The sequence below is a fragment of the Streptomyces sp. P9-2 genome, from assembly GCF_051903975.1.
Taxonomy (GTDB): domain Bacteria; phylum Actinomycetota; class Actinomycetes; order Streptomycetales; family Streptomycetaceae; genus Streptomyces; species Streptomyces cellulosae.
Map to the genome: position 1 here is coordinate 2,052,189 of NZ_CP192633.1, position 21,783 is coordinate 2,073,971.

The following is a 21,783-nucleotide window of genomic DNA, read 5'->3' on the forward strand; positions in this document are numbered from 1 at the left end:
CCGGGAGCGCCACACGATCATGACCGTGCCATCCCGGGGGGACACCCCCGGACCCACCGACGACCAGTCCCGTCTGACCCACATCGACGAGGCGGGCGCCGCCCGCATGGTCGACGTGTCCGCCAAGGACGTCACCGCGCGCACCGCGCGCGCCACCGGCCGCGTGCTCGTCGCGCCCCGCGTGATCGAGCTGCTGCGCGGCGAGGGCGTGCCCAAGGGCGACGCGCTCGCCACCGCGCGCATCGCGGGCATCATGGGCGCCAAACGCACCCCCGACCTCGTCCCGCTGTGCCACCCCCTGGCCCTGTCCGGTGTGAAACTGGACCTGAAGGTCGCGGACGACGCCGTGGAGATCGCGGCGACCGTACGGACGACGGACCGCACGGGCGTCGAGATGGAAGCCCTCACCGCGGTGTCCGTGGCCGCGCTCACCGTGATCGACATGGTCAAGGCGGTCGACAAGGAGGCGGTCATCACGGACGTGCGGGTGGAGGAGAAGACGGGCGGCAAGTCGGGCGACTGGAGCCGGTCATGACGCCCTCCGCGGCCCCGTACCGGGCCCTCGTCGTCACGGCGTCCAACCGCGCCGCCGCCGGCGTCTACCAGGACACGGGAGGCCCGCTGATCGCCGACGGCCTGAAGCGCTTCGGCTTCGCCGTGGACGGCCCGCGGGTCGTCCCCGACGGCGACCCCGTGGAGGCCGCCCTGCGCGCCGCCGTCGACGCCGGGTACGACGTCGTCGTCACCACCGGCGGCACCGGCGTCTCGCCCACCGACCGCACCCCCGAGGCCACCCGCCGGGTGATCGACCGCGAGGTCCCCGGCATCGCGGAGGCCATCCGCGCGTACGGCCGGGACAAGGTGCCCACCGCCGCCCTCTCCCGGGGGCTGGCCGGGGTCGCGCGCGGCACGCTGATCGTCAACCTGCCCGGCTCCAGCGGCGGGGTGAAGGACGGCCTCGCCGTCCTGGAGCCGCTGCTGAGGCACGCGGTGGACCAGCTGCGCGGCGGGGACCACCCCCGCACGGACGCCGGCGACGGGGGTGCGAGCTGAACGCCCCGTACTGGCCCGCGGAGCTGAGGGACGGCGACATCGTCCTCCGGCCGATAAAGCTGCGCGACCAGAAGGCCTGGCGCGAGGTGAACCGCCGCAACCGCGACTGGCTGCGGCCCTGGGAGGCGACCATCCCGCCGCCCACGCCCAGCGGCCCCGTCACCCACCGCCCCACCTACCGTCAGATGGTGCGCCACCTGCGCTCCGAGGCCAACGCGGGCCGCATGCTGCCGTTCGTCATCGAGTACCAGGGGCGCCTGGTCGGGCAGTTGACGGTCGCCGGGATCACCTGGGGCTCCATGTGCTCCGGGCACATCGGCTACTGGGTGGACGAGGCCGTCGCCGGACGGGGTGTGGTGCCGACGTCCGTCGCGATGGTCGTCGACCACTGTTTCCGCACGGTCGGACTGCACCGCATCGAGGTCTGCATTCGCCCCGAGAACGGGCCGAGCCGCAGGGTCGTGGAGAAACTCGGATTCCGCGAGGAAGGGCTGCGCCCGCGCTATCTCCACATCGACGGCGCGTGGCGCGACCATCTCGTGTTCGCGCTCACCGCGGAAGAAGTCCCCGACGGTCTCCTCGCCCGCTGGCGCCGCACCCGCGCGCAGGAGCGGTCCCGCCATGAGCTGCCCGGACGCGAACAGCGCGACCGGGGAATCCCGCACGGCCCCGGTAATTGAATATACGTTCGAATTGTGGCGCGGGATGACCGACTCGGAACCGGCAATTACCGGGATCCGGCGCCTGTCTGATCGCATCCATCACAAGAAAAGTTCGAAATATCAGCCAGATCGTGCGACACACCGGCCCAATTGGCCTATGGCCCCGTGCAAACCCCTCTACGGTGTGAGACGTGAGCAGCAGCGGCCTCATCTACGCAGTCATCGTCGGGGCCTGGGCCGCCTACTTGGTGCCGATGTGGCTCCGTAGGCAGGACGAGCTGAACGAGGCGCGTCCGACGGAACGCTTCAGCACCGCCATCCGGCTGCTGTCCGGACGGGCGGGCATGGAGCGCCGGTACGCCAAGGACCTGCGGGCGCGCTCCGCCGACGAGGGGGAGCAGGGCGTCCACGACCCGGATGCGATCACCGACTCGGTGGACGTCCGGGCCTTCGCCGTGTCCCAGACCCGTCCGCAGACCCAGGCGCCCCTGCCGGCCCCGCCCGAGGAACGGCCGGAGCGGCAGGAGCGGCAGGAGCGCGGCGAACCGCACGCGTCCGAGGCGCCCGCCCCGCGCGACGAGCGGCCGGCCTCCCGCGACGAGCGGCCCGCCGCCCAGGGCCGCGTGCCCGCCGCGCGCCGCTCCCCGGACGCCGCGCGCCGCGACCGCACCGCGCAGGCCGCCGCCGAGCGCGCCCGGCGCTCGAAGGTGCTCGCGCGCCGCCGGCGCACCATCACGATGCTGTTCCTCGCCTTCACGCTCGGCGCGGTCGTCGCCGCCGTCGGCGGTCTGGCGTTCCTCTGGGCGCCGGGCGTGCCCGCCGTGCTGCTCAGCGCCTACATCGCCTACCTGCGCTCCCAGGAGCGCCGCCGGTTCGCCTACCAGATGGACCGCCGCCAGGCCGAGGCCGCGGCGCAGCGGCTGCGCGAGCGGCGGCCCCGTCGCCGTCCCGTCGTCGACGAGGCCGACCCGGACGAACCGGAGGGCCCGGAAGCGGGCGCCGACACCGACCCGGGTCTGTCTGCGCTCGCCGCGGACCGGCGCGCGCTGGTCGAGCAGACCGACCACGCCGAGTGGGTCGACCAGCAGCGCGAGCGCAGCCGGCGGCCCGGCCAGGGCGGCGACAGCTGGGACCCGGTCCCCGTCCCGCTCCCCACGTACGTGACCGCCCCGGTCGCCCCGCGCGCCTCCGGCGACGTCGACCTCGGCGCCCCGGACACCTGGAGCTCCGCCCGCTCCAGCGCCGTACCGGCCGAGGAGGCCCAGGCGGTGGACGCGGAGCCGGAGCCCCCGGCGGCCGACGACCGGGACGCGGGCGACGGCCGCACCGACGCCCGCCGCGCCGCCTCCGCCCGCCGCTCCCGCGAGCGCGGACGCACCCCGCTCTTCGACCAGTACGAGGACGGCGACCGCCCCAAGGCCGCGAACGAGTAGGACCCGGACAACGGATTTTTGAGCACCCCGATCGGGATGCTAAAGTTTCACTCGTTGCAAGGGCCTGTGGCGCAGTCCGGTAGCGCACCTCGTTCGCATCGAGGGGGCCAGGGGTTCAAATCCCCTCAGGTCCACGCAACGAAGCCCCGACCGGGTTCACCTGGTCGGGGCTTCGACTTGTTCGCGGCCGTGCGCCGACGAGGCCGGCCCAAACCCCTGCAGCGCGGCGGCTCTTCACGCACGGCGCCCCGCCAGGGTCTCCCGGCGGGGCGTGGACGGTTCTCCTGATGGATCACAGGTACTTCGCGTAGCAGAGGCTCTCCTCGTGGAAGCGGTAGTAGCCGAACTTCTCGCAGGGCTCGTAGCCGCTGGAGGTGTAGAGGGCTATGGCCTCCGGCTGCTTGGTGCCGGTTTCCAGGACCATGCGGACGCGGCCGGCGGCTCGGGCGTCCTCCTCCAGGGCGGCGAGGATGCGGCGGGCGAGGCCGCGGCCGCGCATCTCCTCGACGACGTACATGCGCTTCAGCTCCGCGTCGCCGTCCCGGTTGCCCTCCTCGTTGGCGTCCTGGACGCGCCAGCCGCCGGAGGCGACCGGGACGCCCAGCGCGTCGTAGGCGATCAGGTAGATGCCGTTGGGGGGCCGGAAGTCCGCGGGGTCCATCGGGGTGGCGTCGCCGCCGTCGCCGTAGCGGATGTCGTACTCGGCCTGGACTGCTGCGTCCAGCTTCACGGCGTCGGGGTGGTCGTAGGGGACCCGGCGGATTTCCATGACGAACACCGTAAAACATGCCCGGACCTGCGGGTGTCGTATCGTGCCCTGGTGCTCACTGTGACCTCTGTCAACGTCAACGGACTCCGCGCCGCCGCCAAGAAGGGCTTCGTGGAGTGGCTCGCCGGGACCTCCGCCGATGTGCTGTGCCTCCAGGAGGTGCGGGCCGAGGCGGCGCAGCTCCCCGAGACCGTGCGGGAGCCCGAGGGGTGGCACGTGGTGCACGCGCCGGCCGCCGCCAAGGGCCGCGCGGGCGTCTCCCTGTACACCCGGCGCGAGCCCGAGCGGGTGCGGATCGGCTTCGGCTCCGCGGAGTTCGACGGCAGCGGACGGTACGTCGAGGCGGACCTGCCCGGTGTGACGGTCGCCTCCCTGTACCTGCCGTCCGGCGAGGTCGGCACGGAGCGGCAGGACGAGAAGATCCGCTTCATGGACGAGTTCCTCGTGTACCTCAAGGAGCTGCGGGAGAAGGCCGCCGCCGACGGGCGCGAGGTCGTGGTCTGCGGCGACTGGAACATCGCGCACGAGAAGGCCGATCTGAAGAACTGGCGCGGCAACACCAAGAACTCCGGCTTCCTGCCCGAGGAGCGCGCGTGGCTCTCCCGCGTCCTCGACCCGGCCGACGGCGGCTACGTCGACGTGGTGCGCGCCCTGCACCCGGACGTCGACGGCCCTTACTCGTGGTGGTCGTACCGAGGGCGCGCCTTCGACAATGACACCGGTTGGAGGATCGACCTGGCCGTTGCCACCCCCGGGCTGGCCGCGCGAGCGGTCAAGGGACTCGTCGAACGAGCGGCCAGTCACGAGGAACGGTGGTCGGATCACGCGCCCGTGACAGTGGTCTTCGGACAGTGAGATTCTCGTGCGGGCACGCGAAACGCGAGACCATGCCGTGTGCTCACACGAAGCTTGTCGGACTCAGCTGTCCGATCGCGCGCTCTTCTCGGTGAGGGTGAAGGACAGGCGAGAGGTGTCCGGCCCAGCCAGCCTGGTCGAGTTTCCACCGCGGTGGCCCTTGGAGACGGTGACACGGGCGCCGCTGTCGAGGAGCACCTGACGAGAGACCGGTGAGCCGGTCGCTGTGAGCTCGCGGTAGCGGGCGACTGTGTATGCCTCAAGCCAGTCGGACCGCATCGCGGCTGGTGCGAGGCACTTTTCGGCGCGCGCGGTCGCCCGGCATACGTAGTCGCCGTACGAATAACCCTTACGAGCGGCGAAGTACATGCGGCCACCACACCCCGAGCAGTAGGCGACTGCCGTGAGCAGGGCGGTCGTACGACTCCTGGGGCGGCTGCCGTTCGAGCGGGCTCTGAGCAGCTCTTGCAGGCTGTCGAACTCCTCCTCGGTAAGCAGGGGCGGGCCGATCAACACCGGCGTCCCCGAGGCGTCGCGAACGGTCTGTCCCTTATGAATGCGATGCCCCTTCAACGATGGACTCCGCAAGACCTTGGACAGTGTGCCGGACGTCCAGCGGAACCTGTCGAAGTCGCGGCCATGGCGACGGCCGCCCATGGGGCGTCCCTGGAGCAGGGCGTGACGGTCTCGTGGCACTGGCACGTCTGCGTCGTTGAGCCTGCCTGCGACGGCGATCAGCGACAGCCCCGAACGCACGTCATCGACGATCTCGCGGACGATGGCGACGGCGTCAGGATCGGGAGTCAAGCACCAGCCCACGCCGGACGGGTGCGGCGACTTCCGATAGCCGAAGGGAACGAGCCCGGCCGTACCCCGGGGCTGGTGGCACAGCCGCCGGGGTCCTGGCTCTTAGAGGTCGCGCGGATAGGTGGGAGCAAGAGGAGGCAGCATCTGACCCGACGGCGCTGGCTCGGCCGGGCGTGACGGGGGACAGGGGTTGGGTGTGGTGCGGGGGTGGCTGGTAGGTCTGCGGCGGAGTGACGTCAAAGGATCACTTGCCGTCGGCTCCGGTAGCATCGGCGACATGTCTGGTGCTTCGTGCGCGGCTTGTGCCGCGGTGACGAGGACGCTCCGCTAGCGGCGGGGCGTTCGTCTCACTTCTGTTGAACGTTCCGCTGCTTCGTGGTTGGACCGGAGCGGCACGTTCGTGCTGCTCGGAACTTCTTCTGGGCAACGGAGCACTCGGTGTTTTCAGGCATTCTCTCTTCGCGCCGGGACGGATCGTCCCCGGTGCGTGCGTGGCTGGTGCTGTGCTGCATGGCCATGCTGCAGTTCTTCATTGCGGTGGACGTGACCGTGGTCAACGTCGCTTTGCCCTCGATCGGCGCCGACTTCGGGGTCGACGGTCACGCCCTGGTCTGGGTCGTGGTCGGGTACACGATCACCGGCGGCGGGCTGCTGATGTTCGGCGGTCGGCTGGGCGACGTGCTCGGCAGGCGCCGCATCCTCCTGCTCGGCACAACTCTCTTCGGTGCCGCGTCCTTGCTGGCCGGGCTCGCGCCGTCCTTCGCCGTGCTGGTGACGGCCCGGCTGCTGCAGGGCGCCGGGGAAGCGATCGCGCTTCCGGCGGCGATGGCGGTGGTCGTGCTCATGTTCCCCGAGGGGCCGCGCAGGTCGCGGGCGCTGGGCGTGTGGGCGGCCGTCGCGAGCTGTGGCCTCGTCCTCGGGTTCGTGGTCTCCGGAATCATCACCGAGCTGCTCGGCTGGCGGTGGATCTTCCTGGTGTCCGTGCCGTTCATCCTGGTCGTGCTCGCGGCTGCGGCCCTTCTCGTACCGAGCGAACGGCCCGCCGGGCCCGCACCGCTGGACCTTCCCGGTTCGCTCCTGCTGGTCGCGGCCCCGCTGCTGTTCACCCTCGGCGTCGTCGAGGCGGGACAGGCGGACGGCACGCTGTCCTGGCTGCCGCCGGCGGCGCTGGTCGGCGCGGTGGCGGCCGGGGCCCTGTTCGTCGGGGTCGAGCGCCGTTCACGGAACCCGCTCGTGCCGCTGCGGTTCTTCCGCAACCGGCCGCGCGTCCTGGCCAACCTCGCCACCGCCCTGCTGAGCGCGGCACTGTCCACCTCGTTCCTGCTGTTCACCTACTACCTGCAGGACCGGTTGGGCGCCGGCCCGCTCCAGGCCGGTCTGACGATGCTGCCCCTGGCGGTGTCCCTGATCGCGGCCTCGGTGCTGGTGCCCCGGCTGCTCGGACGGTGGGGTGCCCGGGCCTGTGTCCTGGCCGGGATCGGCTTCACCATGCTGGCGATGGCCGCCATCGCCCTGGTCTCCTCCCTCGGGGCCACCGGCTGGGCGATGATTCCGGCCATGACGCTCATCGCGGCCGGGATGGGGTTCGGGATCGTCGGACTGCAGTACGTCGCGGTGACCGGCGTGACCGAGGACGACGCCGGCATCGCCTCCGGCGTCCAGCGAGCCGCCGACCAACTGGGCGGTTCCACCGGGATCACGCTCTACGTCGGCATCGGGTTCGCTCCCACCCTGGACGGCATCGACCCGTTCCTCGCCAGCAGCTTCCTGGCCATCGCCGGGCTCGCCGCGGCCGGGTGCGTCACCTGGCGGATCTCCCTGCCCGCCACGGTGATGGAGGAACCGCTCGGGTGATCTTGAGCAGGGCTGCGCCCGGCCGGACCGCTGGACGGGCGCAGCCCTGGAAACAACAGGTCCACGATCACCACCGGTCAAGCAGAAGGTCACGTGCCCGTCCTGCCTTCCTCCATCACCGGCCCTCTGTGGGAGCAGTTCCACGCGCTGCTCCCGCGCCGCCAGATCGTCCATCCGCTGGGCTGTCATCGACCCCGCGTCCCGGACAGGGTCGTGTTCGACAAGCTCCTGGCCCGGCTCGTGCTGGGCGGCACCTACCAGCAGCACGCCGACCACCAGGTCTCCGCGACCACGCTGCGGTCCCGGCGGGACGAGTGGATCGCCGCGGGAGTCTTCGAAGCCCTGCACCAGGCCGCGCTGAATGCCTTTGACCAGGCCATCGGCCTGGACCTGGATAACCTCACCGTGGACGGATGCATCGTGAAAGCCCCCGGCGGCGGGGAGAACACCGGCCCCTCGCCTGTGGACCGCGGAAAATCGGGGACCAAACGGTCGCTGCTGGTCGAAGGCGGCGGGCTCCCGATCGGGTGCGCGCTCGCCGGCGCCAACCGGCACGACTCGCCGCTGTTACGCCCCACCTTGGAGACCCTTGGGCGCTTCGGCTTCCATCTGCCCGACCGGATCACGGTGCACCTGGACTCGGGCTACGACTCGCGCATGACCCGCAACCTGCTGACCGAGCTGGGCTGCGGATGGCAGATCACCCCAAAGGGCGCGTTCCTGCCGATCAACCACACCCACCGATGGGTTGTCGAACGAACGAACTCCTGGCACACACGGGGCTTCAAGTCACTGGCGATCGTCACGGACCGGCGTGCGGTGGTGCAGGCCGCGTGGGTAGCGCTCGCCGGCGCGGTCATCGTAATCCGGCGCCTGATTTGCAAAGCATGGACGGCCTACCGATGGGACACACGGACCGCCCGACGCCCGTGACCTATCCGCGCGAACTCTTACTGTCGGAGCGTGAACTGACGTCCGTCTGCCACTCCCCGGAAAGTACCTCTATGAGGTGAGGCGATCACATGGGGTTGTCGCGTTTCCGCAGTCTCCGGTCCAGCGCCAGCGACAGCTCCGCGTCCACCACGCTGCGGGCCAGCGGGCGCAGGCGGTGGAGGGCCTCCTCCGGGGCGTGGCGCAGGACCAGGGCGGCGAACAGGTCGGCGAGGGCGTCGGCGTGGGTGCGGACCTCCGCGGCGGTGCGCAGGACCTCGCCGAGCGGGATGCCCTCGCGGACCAGTGCGGAGGACACCTCCAGCAGGCGGCGGCTGATGTGGACGATCTCCTCGCCGTCGACGCCGAGGTAGCCGAGGTCCAGGGCGGCGGCCAGGTTCTCCGGGGTGACCTCGCCGGCGAAGTGGTCGGCGAGCTCCTCGGGGGTGAGACGGACCGGGGTCTCCTCGGTGGGGACCTCCATGCCGAGCAGGTCGCCGACGCCTCGGCCGTTGTCGAAGGCCTCGGCCAGCTCGGCTATGCCGTTCAGGGTGTGGCCGCGCTCGAGCAGCGCCGTGATGGTGCGCAGCCGGGCCAGGTGCTGGTCGTCGTACCAGGCGATGCGGCCCTCGCGGCGGGGTGGCGGGATGAGCTTGCGTTCGCGGTAGAAGCGCAGGGTGCGCACGGTGATGCCGGCGAGCCGCGCCAGTTCCTCCATGCGGTACTCGCGCCGTTCCGTGGGGCTGCCGCTCTCGGTGCCGCTGTCGTCCGTCACGCCTGAAGCCTAGGTCGTACCGCCGGTAACTTTCCTCGCGCGACCCCTACCCATGAGTACGGCACTGCTCTACTCTCCCCATTGCGCCAGTGTTCACTGGCATGGTTCTGAGTGATGCGCGGAGGCTTTGGGATGGCCGAGCACGAGCATGTACGGGTCGCGGTGATCGGGTCGGGATTCGGCGGACTCGGGGCCGCCGTACGGCTGCGCCGCGAGGGGATCACGGACTTCGTCGTCCTGGAGCGGGCCGGCAGCGTCGGCGGCACCTGGCGCGACAACAGCTACCCGGGGTGCGCCTGCGACGTGCCCTCGCACCTGTACTCCTTCTCCTTCGCGCCCAACCCCGACTGGCCGCGCTCCTTCTCCGGCCAGGAGCACATCCGCGCCTACCTGGAGCGCGTCACCGACACCTTCGGACTGCGCCCGCACATCCGCTTCAACGCCGAGGTGAAGCGGATGACCTGGGACGCCGAGCACCTGCGCTGGGACATCCAGACCACCGCCGGCGACTGGAGCGCGGACGTCGTCGTCTCCGCCACCGGCCCGCTGTCCGAGCCCAAGCTGCCGGACGTGCCCGGCCTCGACGCCTTCCCCGGCAAGGTGTTCCACTCCGCCCGCTGGGACCACGACTACGACCTGCGCGGCAAGCGCGTCGCCGTGATCGGCACCGGCGCCTCCGCGATCCAGATCGTCCCGTCGATCCAGCCGCAGGTGGAGAAGCTCACCCTGTTCCAGCGCACGCCCGCCTGGGTGCTGCCCCGCATGGACCGGCCCATCGGCGCCGCCGAACGCGCCGTGCACCGGGCGCTGCCCTTCACCACCAAGCTGCGCCGCGGGCTGCTCTGGGGCATCCGCGAGCTCCAGGTCCAGGCGTTCACCAAGCACCCGGGTGAACTCGGCTTCGTCGAGCAGCTCGCCAAGCGGAACATGGCGCGGGCCGTCAAGGACCCGGAGCTGCGGGCCAAGCTCACGCCCGACTACCGCATCGGCTGCAAGCGGATCCTGCTGTCCAGCACGTACTACCCGGCCCTCGCGCAGCCCAACGTGGACGTCGTCGCGAGCGGGCTGACCGAGGTGCGCGGCTCGACCCTGGTCGCCGCCGACGGCACCGAGACCGAGGTCGACGCGATCATCTTCTCCACCGGCTTCCACGTCACCGACATGCCGATCGCCGAGCGCGTCGTCGGCCCCGAGGGCAAGACCCTCTCCGAGGTCTGGTCGGGCGGCATGCAGGCGCTGCGCGGCGCCTCCGCGGCCGGCTTCCCCAACTGGATGACGATCATCGGCCCCAACACCGGCCTCGGGAACTCCTCGATGATCCTGATGATCGAGTCCCAGCTGAACTACATGGCCGACTACCTGCGCCAGCTCGACGTCCTCGGCGGCCGGGCCGCCCTCGACGCCCGCCCCAGCGCGGTCCGCGCCTGGAACCACCGGGTGCAGGAACGGATGAAGCGCACGGTGTGGAACACCGGCGGCTGCACCAGCTGGTACCTCGACGCCGGCGGCCGCAACACCACCATCTGGCCCGGAACCACCGCCGAGTTCCGGCGCGCCACCCGCCGCGTCGACCTCGCCGAGTACGCCGTGCTGCGCCCCGCCGACGCGCGGCCCGCGACCGGCGCCGAGAACGAGGAGGTGGCCGCGTGAGCCGCCCCACCCCCGTCACCACCGGCCGCTACGCCCCGCCCGCCCCGGTGCGCGAACTGACCGCCACCTCCGCCGACGGCGCCCCGGTCCACGTCGAGGTGCACGGGCCCGAGGGCGCCCCCGCCGTCGTCCTCGCGCACGGCTGGACCTGCTCGACCGCCTTCTGGGCCGCGCAGATCCGCGAACTCGCCGCAGACCACCGGGTGATCGCCTACGACCAGCGCGGCCACGGCCGCAGCCCGGCGAGCCCCGCGTGCAGCACGGACGCGCTCGCCGACGACCTCGAGGCCGTCCTCAACGCCACCCTCGCCCCCGGCGAACGCGCGGTCGTAGCCGGGCACTCCATGGGCGGCATGACGGTGATGGCCGCCTCCACCCGGCCCGCGTTCCGCGAGCACGCCGCCGCCGTCCTGCTGTGCAGCACGGGCAGTGCCCGGCTCGTCCCCGAGTCCACGGTGCTGCCGCTGCGGCCCGGCCGGGTCAGGACCTGGATCACCGGGCACATCCTCGGCAGCCGCGCCCCGCTCGGCCCGGTCACGCCCGCCGCCCGCCGCATCCTCAAGTACGCGACCATGGGCCCGGATTCGGCGCCGGACATGGTGGAGGCCTGCGCCCGCATCGTGCACGCCTGCCCCCGCACGGTCCGCCACGCCTGGTCGCACGTGCTCGCCACGCTCGACCTCGACGCGGCCGTACGGGAGTTGAACGTTCCGGTGCAGATCGTCGCCGGCACCGCGGACCGGCTCACCCCGCCCGTGCACGCCCGCGCGCTCGCCGACGCGCTGCCCGACTGCCGCGGCCTCACCGAACTGCCCGGCGTCGGCCACATGACCCCCGTCGAGGCGCCCGACCTGGTCACCACGCGGATCCGGGACCTCGTCACCGCCCACGTGAGCGCCCAACAGCCGCCCGTACCCGCCGAGGAGAGCGCATGAGCAGGGTCAGTCTCGAAGGTAAGGTCGCCGTCGTCACCGGCGCGGCGCGCGGGGTCGGGGAGCTGCTCGCCCGCAAACTCTCCGCGCGCGGCGCGAGTGTGGCGCTGGTCGGTCTGGAACCGGACGCGCTGAAGGACGTCTCCGCCCGGCTGCACGGCGACAGCGACCACTGGTACGCGGACGTCACCGACCACGAGGCGATGGCCCGGGTCGCCGCGGAGGTGCGCGAGCGGTTCGGCCGGGTGGACGTCGTGGTCGCCAACGCCGGTGTGGCGACGGGCGGTCCGTTCACCGAGTCCGATCCGGACGCCTGGCGGCGCGTCATCGAGGTCAACCTCGTCGGATCGGCCGTGACCGCGCGGGCGTTCCTGCCGCTGCTCGTCGAGACCCGCGGCTACCTGCTGCAGATCGCGTCCCTCGCCGCGATCACGCCCGCGCCGATGATGACGGCGTACTGCGCCTCCAAGTCCGGTGTGGAGGCGTACGCGCACGCGCTGCGCGCCGAAGTCGCCCACCGGGGCGTCAAGGTGGGCGTCGGCTACCTGTCGTGGACCGACACCGACATGGTGCGCGGCGCCGACCAGGACGACGTCATGCGGGAGTTGAGGCAGCGGCTGCCCTGGCCGGCCAACAAGACCTACCCGCTCGGACCCGCCGTGGACCGGCTCGTCGCCGGCATCGAGCGGCGCTCCGCGCACGTCTACGGGCAGGTCTGGCTGCGCGGCATGCAGGGCATCCGCGGCTGTCTCCCCGCCGTCATCGGCACCGTGGGGCAGCGGGAGATGAAGCGGTTCGCGGGCCGCCTCGACGGGCTGCGCATCGGGCTGGTCGGCGCGGGCGGCAACGCCGACGAACAGCACCGCGCTACGGTCCGTGACTGATCGACATGCGCAGGGTCACCGCCCGTGTGAATCTGATGGGGCAAGTTCCCCCACCCCACAACGGGAGTGAACCCACATGGGTATGAAGGACCAGATGCAGGAGAAGGCCGGCCAGTTCCAGCAGCAGGCCAAGCAGCGTGCCCAGCAGGGCAAGGAGCAGCTGCAGAACCGCGGCCGCCGTCGGGACGACGAGCAGGACCCGCAGCGTCGCCGCGAGTCCGAGGAGCGCTTCGACCAGGACCACGAGGTCTGACGTCGACGCACCCGGGCAGTGACGTGCCGTAGGAAGGGGTGCCCCTGGCGAAGGGGGCACCCCTTTCTCACGCCCTCAGCGGCTCCGCGGCGGCAGCTTGGGACGCGAACGGTCGGGCACGTCGGCGTAACCCGGGGGAGAGGCGGGCGGTTCGGCCTCCAGCAGGTCGAGCGCGAGCCGTACGGCGTCGTCCAGGACCGCGTGCCTGCCCTCCGCCCAGTCCAGCGGGGTGCGCAGCGCCTCCAGGTCGGGGTCCACGCCCCGGTTCTCCACGGACCAGCCGTACACGTCGAACCAGGCCGCGTTCATCGGCACCGTGATCACCGTGCCGTCCCCGAGCCGGTGCCGGCCGGTCATGCCGACCACGCCGCCCCAGGTGCGCTGCCCCACCACGGGGCCCAGCTTCAGCAGTTTGAACGCGGCGGTGATCATGTCGCCGTCGGAGCTGGTCGCCTCGTCGGCCAGCGCCACCACGGGCCCGCGCGGCGCGTTGGAGGCGTAACTCACGGGCTGGGCGTCGCGGGTGAGGTCCCAGCCGATGATGGTGCGGGTCAGCTTCTCCACCACGAGCTCGCTGATGTGCCCGCCCGCGTTGCCGCGCACGTCCACGATGAGCGCGGGCCGTGACATCTCCATCCGCACGTCCCGGTTGAACTGCGCCCAGCCGGAGCCGCCCATGTCGGGGATGTGCAGATAGCCGCAGCGGCCTCCGCTCAACTCGCGTACGACGGCACGTCGTTTGGCCACCCAGTCCTGGTAGCGCAGGGGGGTCTCGTCGATCAGCGGGACGACCGCGACCCGCCGGGGCGGGCCGTCGCCCGAACGGGAGTGGCCCGCAGGGCCTTCCGCAGAAGGGTGGTGGTGGGCGACGGGTGGGCGGAACGTCAGCTCGACGGTGGTGCCGCCGGCCGCCGCGAGCAGCGGGTACGGCCCGGTCACCGGGTCCACCGGGCGGCCGTCGACATGCGTGAGGACCGCGCCCTCGCGGATGCCCGTGCCGGCCAGCGGGGAGCGGGCCCGGGAGTCGGAGGAGTCACCGGGCAGGATCCGCTTCACCGTCCAGCCCGCCTCCCTGTGCACCAGGTCGGTGCCGAGCAGTCCCTGGCGGCGCTGGTAGTGCGGGGGTCCCTCGTTGCGGCGGGCGGCGGTGACGTAGGCGTGCGAGGTGCCGAGTTCGCCGAGGACCTCGCGCAGCAGGTCGGCGAACTCGTCGGGGGAGGCCACCCGTTCGACCAGCGGGCGGTACTGCTCCAGCACGCCGTCCCAGTCGATGCCGCACATGTCCGGCTCCCAGAAGTAGGCGCGGATCAGCCGCCCCGCCTCCGCGTACGCCTGGCGCCACTCGGCCGCCGGGTCCGCCTCGTGCTTGATGCGGCGCAGGTCGATCCACACCGTCGAGTCGCCGTCGCCCGGCTCGGTGGCGGGGACCGCGCGCAGGTCGTCCTCGTCGACCACGACCAGCCGGGTGCCGTCGCCGCTGACCGCGAAGAAGTCGAGGTGCCTGACCAGTTCGGACTTCTTGGCCTTGGGCACGTCGAAGTGCTCCAGGGTGGGCCGGCCGGTGGTGTCGTCGGGGTGGGCGAACGTCTCGCCGAGCGCGCCCGAGATCGGCCAGCGCAGCCACACCAGCCCGCAGCCCGCGACCGGGTACAGCCCCGAGTACTTGGACGCGGCCACCGGGAAGGGCGTCACCCTGCTCTCCAGGCCCTCCGCCTCCACGGTGACCGTGCCGCCCTCCTCGCCCTCCTCCTCCAGCGGGTCGAGCCCCCCGGCGGCGGGCCGGCCCTCCGGGTTCAGCGCGAACGGCGAGGGCGTCGCCGACGACAGCGGCACCAGGTACGGGCGGCAGCCCAGCGGGAACGACAGGTCGCCGGTGTGCACGTCGTACACCGGGTCGAAGCCGCGCCAGGACAGGAACGCCAGATAGCGGCCGTCGCGGGTGAAGACCGGGTTCTCGTCCTCGAAGCGGCCGTTGGTGACGTCCAGGACCAGCCGGTCCTTGATGCGGGCGAGCTTGATCTGCCGCAGCGACCGCCCGATCACCGGGTGGGACCAGGCCAGCCAGGCGCCGTCGGGGGAGAACGCGAGGTCGCGCACCGGGCCGTTGCCGGAGTGGATCAGCTCGGTGACCTCCTCGGCCGTCCCGTCCGTCGCCTCGTCGGTGTCCACTAGGAGCAGCCGCCCGTCGTGCGCGGCGACCGCGAGCCGCTGCCCCTCCGGGTCGGCGACCATCTCCAGCACCCGGCCCAGCTTCCCGGCGGCCAGCCGGCGGTGCGGGCGGTGGCCGGTCGCCCGGGGCAGCGAGGCGATCTCCACCGCGTCCTCGCCCTCGGCGTCGGTGACGTAGGCGACCTGGCCGCCCGCGCCGAGCATCTCCGGCAGCCGCACCCGGACGCCCGGGGTGTCGGTCAGGGTGCGGGCGGGGCCGTCGCGGTGGGTGAGCCAGTACAGGCTGCCGCGCACCACGACCGCGCTGGCCCGCCCGGTCTCGTCGACGGACAGGCCGTCCAGATGCTGCGCGGCGGGCACCTGGTAGGGGCGCCGGCCGGAGCGCGGACCGCTCAGCCGCACGTCCAGCCGGCGCGGCGCGGAGTCGGGTGACAGGTCGTCGACGATCCACAGGTCGCCCGCGCACTGGTAGACGACGCGGGTGCCGTCGGTGGAGGCGTGCCGGGCGTAGAAGGCGTCGTGGTCGGTGTGGCGGCGCAGGTCGGTGCCGTCGTACGCGCACGAGTACAGGTTGCCGATGCCCTCGTGGTCGGAGAGGAAGGCGATCCGCCCGCCGGCGAACATCGGCGAGTGCAGATGGCCGTCGATGCCCTCCAGCAGACGGTGCCCGTGCAGCCAGAGCCGGCCGGTGGCGCCGCCCCGGTAGCGCTTCCAGGACGCCGGTTCGTGCGGCGGGGTGCCGGTGAGCAGCAGCGACTTGCGCTCCCCCGCCACCTCGGCGACCTGGATGTCGGAGACCGGGCCCCAGGGCAGCTTGCGCCCTGGGCTGCCGTCCCGGCCGAGCTTGTAGGCCCAGGTGAAGTGGGAGAAGGGCTCGCCGTGCGAGGTGACGGCGAGGATCGACGCGTGCCCGTGCTCGTCGGGCGGGGCCCAGCCGCAGACCCGGGTGTCGGAGCTGCCCCAGTAGGACAGCCGCCGTCCGGGGCCGCCGTCCACCGGCGCCAGATGCACCTCGGGGTCCAGGCTGCGCCAGCTGGTGTACGCGATGTGGCGGCCGTCGGGGGAGAAGCGGGGGTGGCCGAGCTTGGTCCGGTCGACGGTGAGCCGCCAGGCGCGGCCCCCTCCGTCCAGCGGGGCGAGCCAGAGGTCGTCCTCCGCCACGAAGCACAGCAGGTCGTCCTTGAGGTGCGGCAGACGCAGATAGGTCACCCTCCCCATGCTTTTCCGGGGGACGGACCGCAGCAACTCGTGCGTATCGCTTATGCCGAGCGAACAACCGTGACGCAGAACACGAACGAAACCGTTTCGTTTCGTTAGTCGCCCGGGGTACCGTCTCCTTGTACGAAACCGTGTCGTTTCTTTGACGCGGTGGGACCCGGAGCGGAAAGGTGGTCGGCATGAGTGACATCGCGACGTCACGTCGCAGCCGGATCACCCCCGAGCGCGAGGCCGAGCTGTACCGGGCCGTGCTCGACCTGCTCCGTGAGGTCGGCTACGACGCCCTCACCATGGACGCCGTGGCCGCGCGCACCCGGTCCAGCAAGGCCACGCTCTACCGTCAGTGGGGCGGCAAGGCCGAGCTGGTGGTCCGGGCGATGCACAGCCAGAAGCCGGGCGGCATCGCCGACGTGGACACCGGGTCCCTGCGGGGTGACCTGCACACGATCATCGGCCGCGAGGACGACTGCGTCCTGGCGCAGAACGTCGCCCTCATGCGGGCCCTCGCCATGGCCGTGCACCAGAACGACGACCTCCGCGAGGCACTCCGCGAGCTGCTGGTGGAGCCGGAGGTCGAGGAGTTCCGCCGGGTCGTCGACCGCGCGATCCGACGGGGCGAGGTCCGCGCGGACTGCCCGGCGCTGGACTACATCGTGCACATGCTGGTCGGGGCGTTCGCCACCCGGACGCTGATCGACGAGCAGCCTCCCACGCAGGCGTTCCTGACGTCGTACATCGACGCCGTGGTGCTCCCCGCCCTGGGAGTCGCCCCACCCGACTGACCTCCCCCAGTCACCTCAAGTCAGCCGCCTCCTGACGTCACCTCCCCCACTGCCTCGAAGGCGTGGGCGGTGCCCCGGCGTCGTCGGGCTGATCCCCCCTGCCCTGATACATCCACGACCTGACCGGGAGTACGCCCTCGTGGCCACATTCCTCTACCGACTCGGCCGGTTCTCCTTCCGGAAACGGCACGTCGTCGCCCTGTTCTGGGTGGCGCTGCTGGCGCTCGCGGGCGCCGGCGCGGCCGGTGCGCCCGCCGCCGGCAGCTCCTCCTTCTCCATCCCCGGCACCGAGGCACAGAAGGCCTTCGACCTGCTGGACGAACGGTTCCCCGGCGCCAGCGCCGACGGAGCCACCGCCCGCGTCGTCTTCAAGGCGCCCGACGGCCAGAAGATGACCGACCCGGGCAACAAGGCGGCCGTCCAGGACACCGTCGACGAGCTGTCCGGCGGGGCCGAGGTCGCCCAGGTCACCGACCCGTACCAGGGCGGCGGCGTCAGCCAGGACGGCACGGTCGCCTACGCCTCCGTGACCTACAAGGTCCCCGGCATGGAGCTGGAGGAGTCCTCCCGCGAGGACCTGAAGGCCGCCGCCGAGGACGCCCGCGACTCCGGGCTGACCGTCGAGATCGGCGGTGACGCCCTCCAGGCCGTCCCGGAGACCGGCTCCGCGGAGATCATCGGCATCGGCGTCGCCGCGGTCGTCCTGGTCATCACCCTCGGCTCGCTGCTCGCCGCCGGGCTCCCGCTGCTCACCGCGATCGTCGGCGTCGGCATCGGCGTCGCCACCATCACCGCGCTCGCGAGCGCGCTCGACCTGGGCTCCACCACCTCCATCCTGGCCTCGATGATCGGTCTCGCGGTCGGCATCGACTACGCCCTGTTCGTGGTCTCCCGCTACCGCGCCGAACTCGCCGAGGGACGTGAGCGCGAGGAGGCGGCCGGACGGGCCGTGGGCACCGCGGGATCCGCCGTGGTCTTCGCCGGTCTGACCGTCGTCATCGCCCTGGTCGGCCTGTCCGTCGTCAACATCCCGATGCTGACGAAGATGGGCATCGCCGCCGCCGGCACGGTCGCCGTCGCCGTCCTCATCGCCCTCACCCTGATCCCCGCCGTGCTCGGCTACGCCGGCCGCCGGATCCGCCCCGCGGGCGAGAAGAGCAAGCTGCTCGGCGGCGGACGCGCCAAGAACAAGGAGAAGGACGAGGCGGACAGGCCCAACATGGGCACCCGCTGGGCGAGCTTCGTCGTCCGCCGGCCGCTGGCCGTGCTGCTGCTCGGCATCGTCGGCCTCGGCGCCGCCGCGGTCCCGGCCGGCTCCCTGGAGCTGGGCCTGCCCGACGACGGCTCCCAGCCGACGTCCACCACGCAGCGCCGCGCCTACGACCTGCTCTCCGAGGGCTTCGGCCCCGGCTTCAACGGCCCGCTCGTGGTCGTGGTCGACGCCCAGGGCAGCGACGACCCGCAGGCCGTCTTCCAGCAGGCCGGCGACGAGATCAAGGCGCTCGACAACGTCGTGAACGTCGCCCCGGCGGCCCCCAACAAGGCCGGCGACACCGCGACGATCGCCGTCATCCCGGACGCCAAGCCGTCCTCGGCGGCCACCGAGGACCTGGTGCACGACATCCGGGCCGCGGGCGCCGACATCACGGACGACACCGGCGCCGAGGTCCTGGTCACCGGCGCCACCGCGATGAACATCGACGTCTCGCAGAAGCTGAACGACGCGCTGGTGCCGTACCTGGTGCTGGTGGTCGGACTCGCGTTCCTGCTGCTGATCGTGGTGTTCCGCTCGATCCTGGTCCCGCTGAAGGCGGCCCTCGGCTTCCTGCTCTCCGTGCTGGCGGCGCTCGGCGCGGTCGTCGCGGTCTACCAGTGGGGCTGGCTGTCCGGCCTGATGGGCGTGGAGGAGACCGGCCCGATCATGTCGATGATGCCGATCTTCATGGTCGGCGTGGTCTTCGGCCTCGCCATGGACTACGAGGTGTTCCTCGTGACCCGCATCCGCGAGGCCCACGTCCACGGCGAGAAGCCGGCGCAGGCCGTCGTCACCGGGTTCCGGTACAGCGCACGGGTGGTGACCGCCGCGGCGATCATCATGATCGCGGTGTTCTCCGGGTTCATCGGGTCCAGCGACTCCATGGTCAAGATGATCGGCTTCGGCCTGGCGATCGCCGTCCTCTTCGACGCGTTCGTGGTCCGCATGGCCATCGTCCCGGCCGTCCTGGCGCTGCTCGGCGCGAAGGCCTGGTGGCTGCCGAGGTGGCTGGACCGGGCGCTGCCCAACGTCGACGTCGAGGGCGAGAGCCTCGCCGTGCACGACCGCGCGGCGGACAAGGACGACGAGGACAAGGAACTCGTCCGGGCCTGACCGCCCGGACGGTCACGACCAGCCGGTGAGGGCTCCGTGGGGACGGGGCGCCCTCACCGGCTTCCTCGTTCCCGTCCCGGAAACGCGTGTGTCCGTGGCACGGAACGAGGTCGCGTGCGCCGGGCCCCGGCGGTTACGGTGCCCCGCATGACGACCTCAGCCACCGACACCGAGGGCTCCGCGGCCCACCCCCGTTTCGCCGAGGCCCTGCGGGAGCTGGGCCTGGAGGACGTGGCCGGCCAGGTCCGCCGCTTCCCCGACGCCACCCGCACCGCGGCCGAGGCGGCCGCCGCGATCGGCTGCGAGCTCAGCCAGATCTGCAAGTCGCTGATCTTCGCCGCCGACGGCGTCCCGGTCCTCGTCCTCATGGACGGCGCCTCCCGCGTGGACCTCGAGCGGGTCCGCGAGGAACTGGGCGCAGGGAAGGTCACCCGCGCGAAGGCCGACGTGGTCCGCGAGACCACGGGCTACGCCATCGGCGGCGTACCCCCCTTCGGCCACCGCACCCGCACCCGCGTCCTCGCCGACCGCTCCCTCCTCGACCACCAGGTGGTCTGGGCCGCGGCCGGCACCCCCTACACGGTCTTCCCGATGTCCCCGAAGGACCTGATCACCCACGCGGGGGCGACGCCGGTGGACGTCCGCGAACGCGAGGCGTGAGATCTCGGGCGCCGGCGCCGGGGGGTGCGCCGGTCGCCTCATGCCTCGTGCACGGTGGAGCGGTGTCCGGCGGGGACGGCCCGGACCGTCGTCCCGGTCGGCCCGCCCGACCACAACCTGCCGCCCGTCTCGGCGGCGTGCAGGACGGTCAGGGCGGCCGGGTGCAGGGTGGCGGGGCGAGGCGCACCCTGGAACGAGAGGTAATCCGGAGGTGATCCGTCATGATGCACACCGCAGTGGGATGGCACATCGAGATGGAGTTCTCGGAAGACGACCAGCACACCCGCGCGGTCGCGATGGTCAGGCTGCCCGACGGGTCCGAGGTGCGCGCCCACGGGCACGCGTCCCGGCACTACACCGACTCCAATCAGCCGCGGGTCGGTGAGGAGATCGCCGGCGCGCGGGCCCTGAACGAACTCGCCATGCAGATGCTCGACAAGGCGCACCGCGAGATCGACGAGGCGTCCGGCCGCGTCTCCCACCCGATCCACGTCTAGGAACATCCACGTCGAGGAACATCCACGTCTAGGAACGGGGAACGCTCTCCACGCTTCCCCGCACCGCGCGGATCAGCGCCTGCGCCCTGGGGTCCGCCGTGACCGTCCGGCGGAAGCCGTTGGTGACGTAGCCGAAGGCGACGCCGGACTCCGGGTCGGCGAAACCGAGGGAGCCGCCGCGGCCGGGGTGGCCGAAGGAGCCCGGGGCCAGGAGCGGGGACGCGCTGCCGTGCAGCATGTAGCCGAGCCCGAAGCGGGTGCCGACCACCAGGACCCGGTCGGGGCCCGCCGACTCCTCGGCGCGGGCGCGCTCCACCATGTCCGGGGAGAGCAGCCGCACCCCGTCGACCGGGCCGACCAGTGACGCGTAGAAGCGGGCCAGCCCGTCCGCCGTCGCGATGCCGTTGGCGGCGGGCAGGGCGGCCGCGTGGAACGCCGGGTCGTTGTGGTCCGGGGACGGGTCGATCGCGGCGAAGGCGCGGCGGGTGAGGGAGTCGGGGTCGGCGTAGGCGGCGGTGACCGAGCGCTTGGGCCGCGCGCGCAGCGCGCCCGACGGCTCGGGCGCCTCGACCTTGCCGACCCGCCCGACGCGATGCGCCTCGGAGGACGGGAGCCCCACCCACAGGTCCAGCCCGCCCAGGGGAGCCGCGATCTCGGACGCCACCCACTCCCCGGTGCCCTTCCCGGTCACCCGGCGCACCAGCTCGTCCACCAGCCAGCCGTACGTCAGCGCGTGGTAGCCGTGGTCCGTGCCCGGCTTCCACACGGGGGCCTGCGCGGCCACCGCCTCCGCGGCCCGTACCGGGTCGGCCGCGTCGGCGAAGCTCAGCGGGCGGTCCAGCACCGGCAGCCCGGCGCGGTGCCCGAGGACGTGCCGGACCAGCACGCCCTCCTTGCCGTGCGCCTTGAACTCCGGCCAGTACCGGCCGACCGGCGCGTCCAGGTCCAGCAGGCCCCGCTCGTGCAGCATCAGCACCGCGGCGGCCGCGACCCCCTTGGTCGCCGACCGCACGACCTGCGCGGTGTCCCGCTGCCAGGGCGCCTCGCCGTCGACGTCCTTCGTGCCGGCCCACAGGTCCACGACCCGGCGCCCGTCCCGGTACACGGCGAGCGCGGCGCCCCGCTCCCCGAGCCGCTCGAAGTTCCGGGCGAACGTCTCCCGGACCGGTTCCCAGCCGTCGGCCACCGTGCCGTGCACCTCGACGTCCACGTCCTGTCGTTCCTTCCACTCG

20 protein-coding genes and 1 tRNA gene are annotated in these 21,783 nt (G+C 72.4%); 16 read left to right on the plus strand and 5 right to left on the minus strand.

What is annotated here, in order from left to right; genetic code table 11:
• Positions 1-19: 19 nt before the first annotated feature.
• From moaC to ACQY0Z_RS09710, 5 genes are all read left to right on the plus strand, one after another.
• The gene (moaC, locus tag ACQY0Z_RS09690) at positions 20-535 is read left to right on the plus strand and encodes a cyclic pyranopterin monophosphate synthase MoaC (protein WP_189896029.1); all 516 of its coding nucleotides are present in this window, start codon (positions 20-22) and stop codon (positions 533-535) included.
• Complete coding sequence (locus ACQY0Z_RS09695; RefSeq protein WP_189896028.1) at positions 532-1,053, plus strand: MogA/MoaB family molybdenum cofactor biosynthesis protein; 522 nt, start codon at positions 532-534, stop codon at positions 1,051-1,053. The genes moaC and ACQY0Z_RS09695 overlap by 4 nt, the downstream gene beginning before the upstream one ends.
• A complete protein-coding gene (locus ACQY0Z_RS09700; RefSeq protein WP_189896458.1) occupies positions 1,050-1,733 on the plus strand; it encodes a GNAT family N-acetyltransferase in 684 nt (227 codons plus the stop codon). The genes ACQY0Z_RS09695 and ACQY0Z_RS09700 overlap by 4 nt, the downstream gene beginning before the upstream one ends.
• Before the next feature lie 173 nt (positions 1,734-1,906).
• Positions 1,907-3,148 (plus strand): divisome protein SepX/GlpR, encoded by a 1,242-nt coding sequence (sepX, locus tag ACQY0Z_RS09705; protein WP_254585618.1) that lies wholly within the window; start codon positions 1,907-1,909, stop codon positions 3,146-3,148.
• A gap of 60 nt (positions 3,149-3,208) precedes the next feature.
• A tRNA-Ala gene (locus tag ACQY0Z_RS09710) sits at positions 3,209-3,282 on the plus strand.
• Positions 3,283-3,440: 158 nt separating this feature from the next.
• Here the strand turns inward: ACQY0Z_RS09710 and ACQY0Z_RS09715 are convergent.
• Positions 3,441-3,917 (minus strand): GNAT family N-acetyltransferase, encoded by a 477-nt coding sequence (locus ACQY0Z_RS09715; RefSeq protein WP_189896023.1) that lies wholly within the window; start codon positions 3,915-3,917, stop codon positions 3,441-3,443.
• A 51-nt stretch (positions 3,918-3,968) separates the two neighbouring features.
• On the opposite strand from ACQY0Z_RS09715, the gene ACQY0Z_RS09720 reads away from it, so the two are divergent.
• A complete protein-coding gene (locus ACQY0Z_RS09720) occupies positions 3,969-4,772 on the plus strand; it encodes an exodeoxyribonuclease III (protein WP_189896021.1) in 804 nt (267 codons plus the stop codon).
• 63 nt (positions 4,773-4,835) lie between these two features.
• Here the strand turns inward: ACQY0Z_RS09720 and ACQY0Z_RS09725 are convergent, their stop codons facing one another.
• Positions 4,836-5,579 (minus strand): recombinase family protein, encoded by a 744-nt coding sequence (locus ACQY0Z_RS09725; protein WP_254585617.1) that lies wholly within the window; start codon positions 5,577-5,579, stop codon positions 4,836-4,838.
• 510 nt (positions 5,580-6,089) lie between these two features.
• On the opposite strand from ACQY0Z_RS09725, the gene ACQY0Z_RS09730 reads away from it, so the two are divergent.
• Both ACQY0Z_RS09730 and ACQY0Z_RS09735 read left to right on the plus strand, forming a co-directional pair.
• A complete protein-coding gene (locus tag ACQY0Z_RS09730) occupies positions 6,090-7,433 on the plus strand; it encodes an MFS transporter (RefSeq protein ID WP_254588434.1) in 1,344 nt (447 codons plus the stop codon).
• A gap of 93 nt (positions 7,434-7,526) precedes the next feature.
• Positions 7,527-8,366, plus strand: coding sequence for an IS5 family transposase (locus tag ACQY0Z_RS09735; RefSeq protein ID WP_254588432.1), 840 nt, complete (start codon positions 7,527-7,529; stop codon positions 8,364-8,366).
• 85 nt (positions 8,367-8,451) lie between these two features.
• On the opposite strand, the gene ACQY0Z_RS09740 is transcribed toward ACQY0Z_RS09735, so the two are convergent.
• Positions 8,452-9,081: a MerR family transcriptional regulator gene (locus tag ACQY0Z_RS09740; protein ID WP_189896454.1), complete on the minus strand. Its 630-nt coding sequence runs from the start codon at positions 9,079-9,081 to the stop codon at positions 8,452-8,454.
• A 189-nt stretch (positions 9,082-9,270) separates the two neighbouring features.
• Between ACQY0Z_RS09740 and ACQY0Z_RS09745 the strand changes: the two genes are divergently transcribed.
• The 4 genes from ACQY0Z_RS09745 to ACQY0Z_RS09760 all read left to right on the plus strand — a co-directional run bounded on the left by ACQY0Z_RS09745 (position 9,271) and on the right by ACQY0Z_RS09760 (position 12,857).
• Positions 9,271-10,788: a flavin-containing monooxygenase gene (locus ACQY0Z_RS09745; RefSeq protein WP_381724601.1), complete on the plus strand. Its 1,518-nt coding sequence runs from the start codon at positions 9,271-9,273 to the stop codon at positions 10,786-10,788.
• Positions 10,785-11,723 carry an alpha/beta fold hydrolase gene (locus ACQY0Z_RS09750; protein WP_347225138.1) on the plus strand — a complete coding sequence of 313 codons (939 nt, stop codon included), beginning with the start codon at positions 10,785-10,787 and terminating at the stop codon, positions 11,721-11,723. The genes ACQY0Z_RS09745 and ACQY0Z_RS09750 overlap by 4 nt, the downstream gene beginning before the upstream one ends.
• Positions 11,720-12,604, plus strand: a complete 885-nt coding sequence (locus ACQY0Z_RS09755) for an SDR family oxidoreductase (protein WP_439812112.1) — start codon at positions 11,720-11,722, stop codon at positions 12,602-12,604. Before ACQY0Z_RS09750 ends, ACQY0Z_RS09755 begins: the two co-directional genes overlap by 4 nt.
• 76 nt (positions 12,605-12,680) lie before the next feature.
• A complete protein-coding gene (locus tag ACQY0Z_RS09760) occupies positions 12,681-12,857 on the plus strand; it encodes a hypothetical protein (RefSeq protein ID WP_167338231.1) in 177 nt (58 codons plus the stop codon).
• A 75-nt stretch (positions 12,858-12,932) separates the two neighbouring features.
• Here ACQY0Z_RS09760 and ACQY0Z_RS09765 read toward each other — a convergent pair whose 3' ends face one another.
• Positions 12,933-16,235, minus strand: coding sequence for a S41 family peptidase (locus ACQY0Z_RS09765; protein WP_254585615.1), 3,303 nt, complete (start codon positions 16,233-16,235; stop codon positions 12,933-12,935).
• 188 nt (positions 16,236-16,423) lie between these two features.
• On the opposite strand from ACQY0Z_RS09765, the gene ACQY0Z_RS09770 reads away from it, so the two are divergent.
• The 4 genes from ACQY0Z_RS09770 to ACQY0Z_RS09785 all read left to right on the plus strand — a co-directional run bounded on the left by ACQY0Z_RS09770 (position 16,424) and on the right by ACQY0Z_RS09785 (position 20,551).
• Positions 16,424-17,026 carry a TetR/AcrR family transcriptional regulator gene (locus ACQY0Z_RS09770; protein WP_189896011.1) on the plus strand — a complete coding sequence of 201 codons (603 nt, stop codon included), beginning with the start codon at positions 16,424-16,426 and terminating at the stop codon, positions 17,024-17,026.
• A 139-nt stretch (positions 17,027-17,165) separates the two neighbouring features.
• Complete coding sequence (locus ACQY0Z_RS09775) at positions 17,166-19,394, plus strand: MMPL family transporter (RefSeq protein WP_439812113.1); 2,229 nt, start codon at positions 17,166-17,168, stop codon at positions 19,392-19,394.
• 147 nt (positions 19,395-19,541) lie between these two features.
• Positions 19,542-20,054 carry a YbaK/EbsC family protein gene (locus ACQY0Z_RS09780; RefSeq protein WP_189896006.1) on the plus strand — a complete coding sequence of 171 codons (513 nt, stop codon included), beginning with the start codon at positions 19,542-19,544 and terminating at the stop codon, positions 20,052-20,054.
• A 221-nt stretch (positions 20,055-20,275) separates the two neighbouring features.
• Complete coding sequence (locus ACQY0Z_RS09785; protein WP_189896004.1) at positions 20,276-20,551, plus strand: DUF1876 domain-containing protein; 276 nt, start codon at positions 20,276-20,278, stop codon at positions 20,549-20,551.
• Between the two features lie 28 nt (positions 20,552-20,579).
• Here the strand turns inward: ACQY0Z_RS09785 and ACQY0Z_RS09790 are convergent, their stop codons facing one another.
• Positions 20,580-21,761: a serine hydrolase domain-containing protein gene (locus ACQY0Z_RS09790; RefSeq protein ID WP_439812114.1), complete on the minus strand. Its 1,182-nt coding sequence runs from the start codon at positions 21,759-21,761 to the stop codon at positions 20,580-20,582.
• Positions 21,762-21,783: the final 22 nt, after the last annotated feature.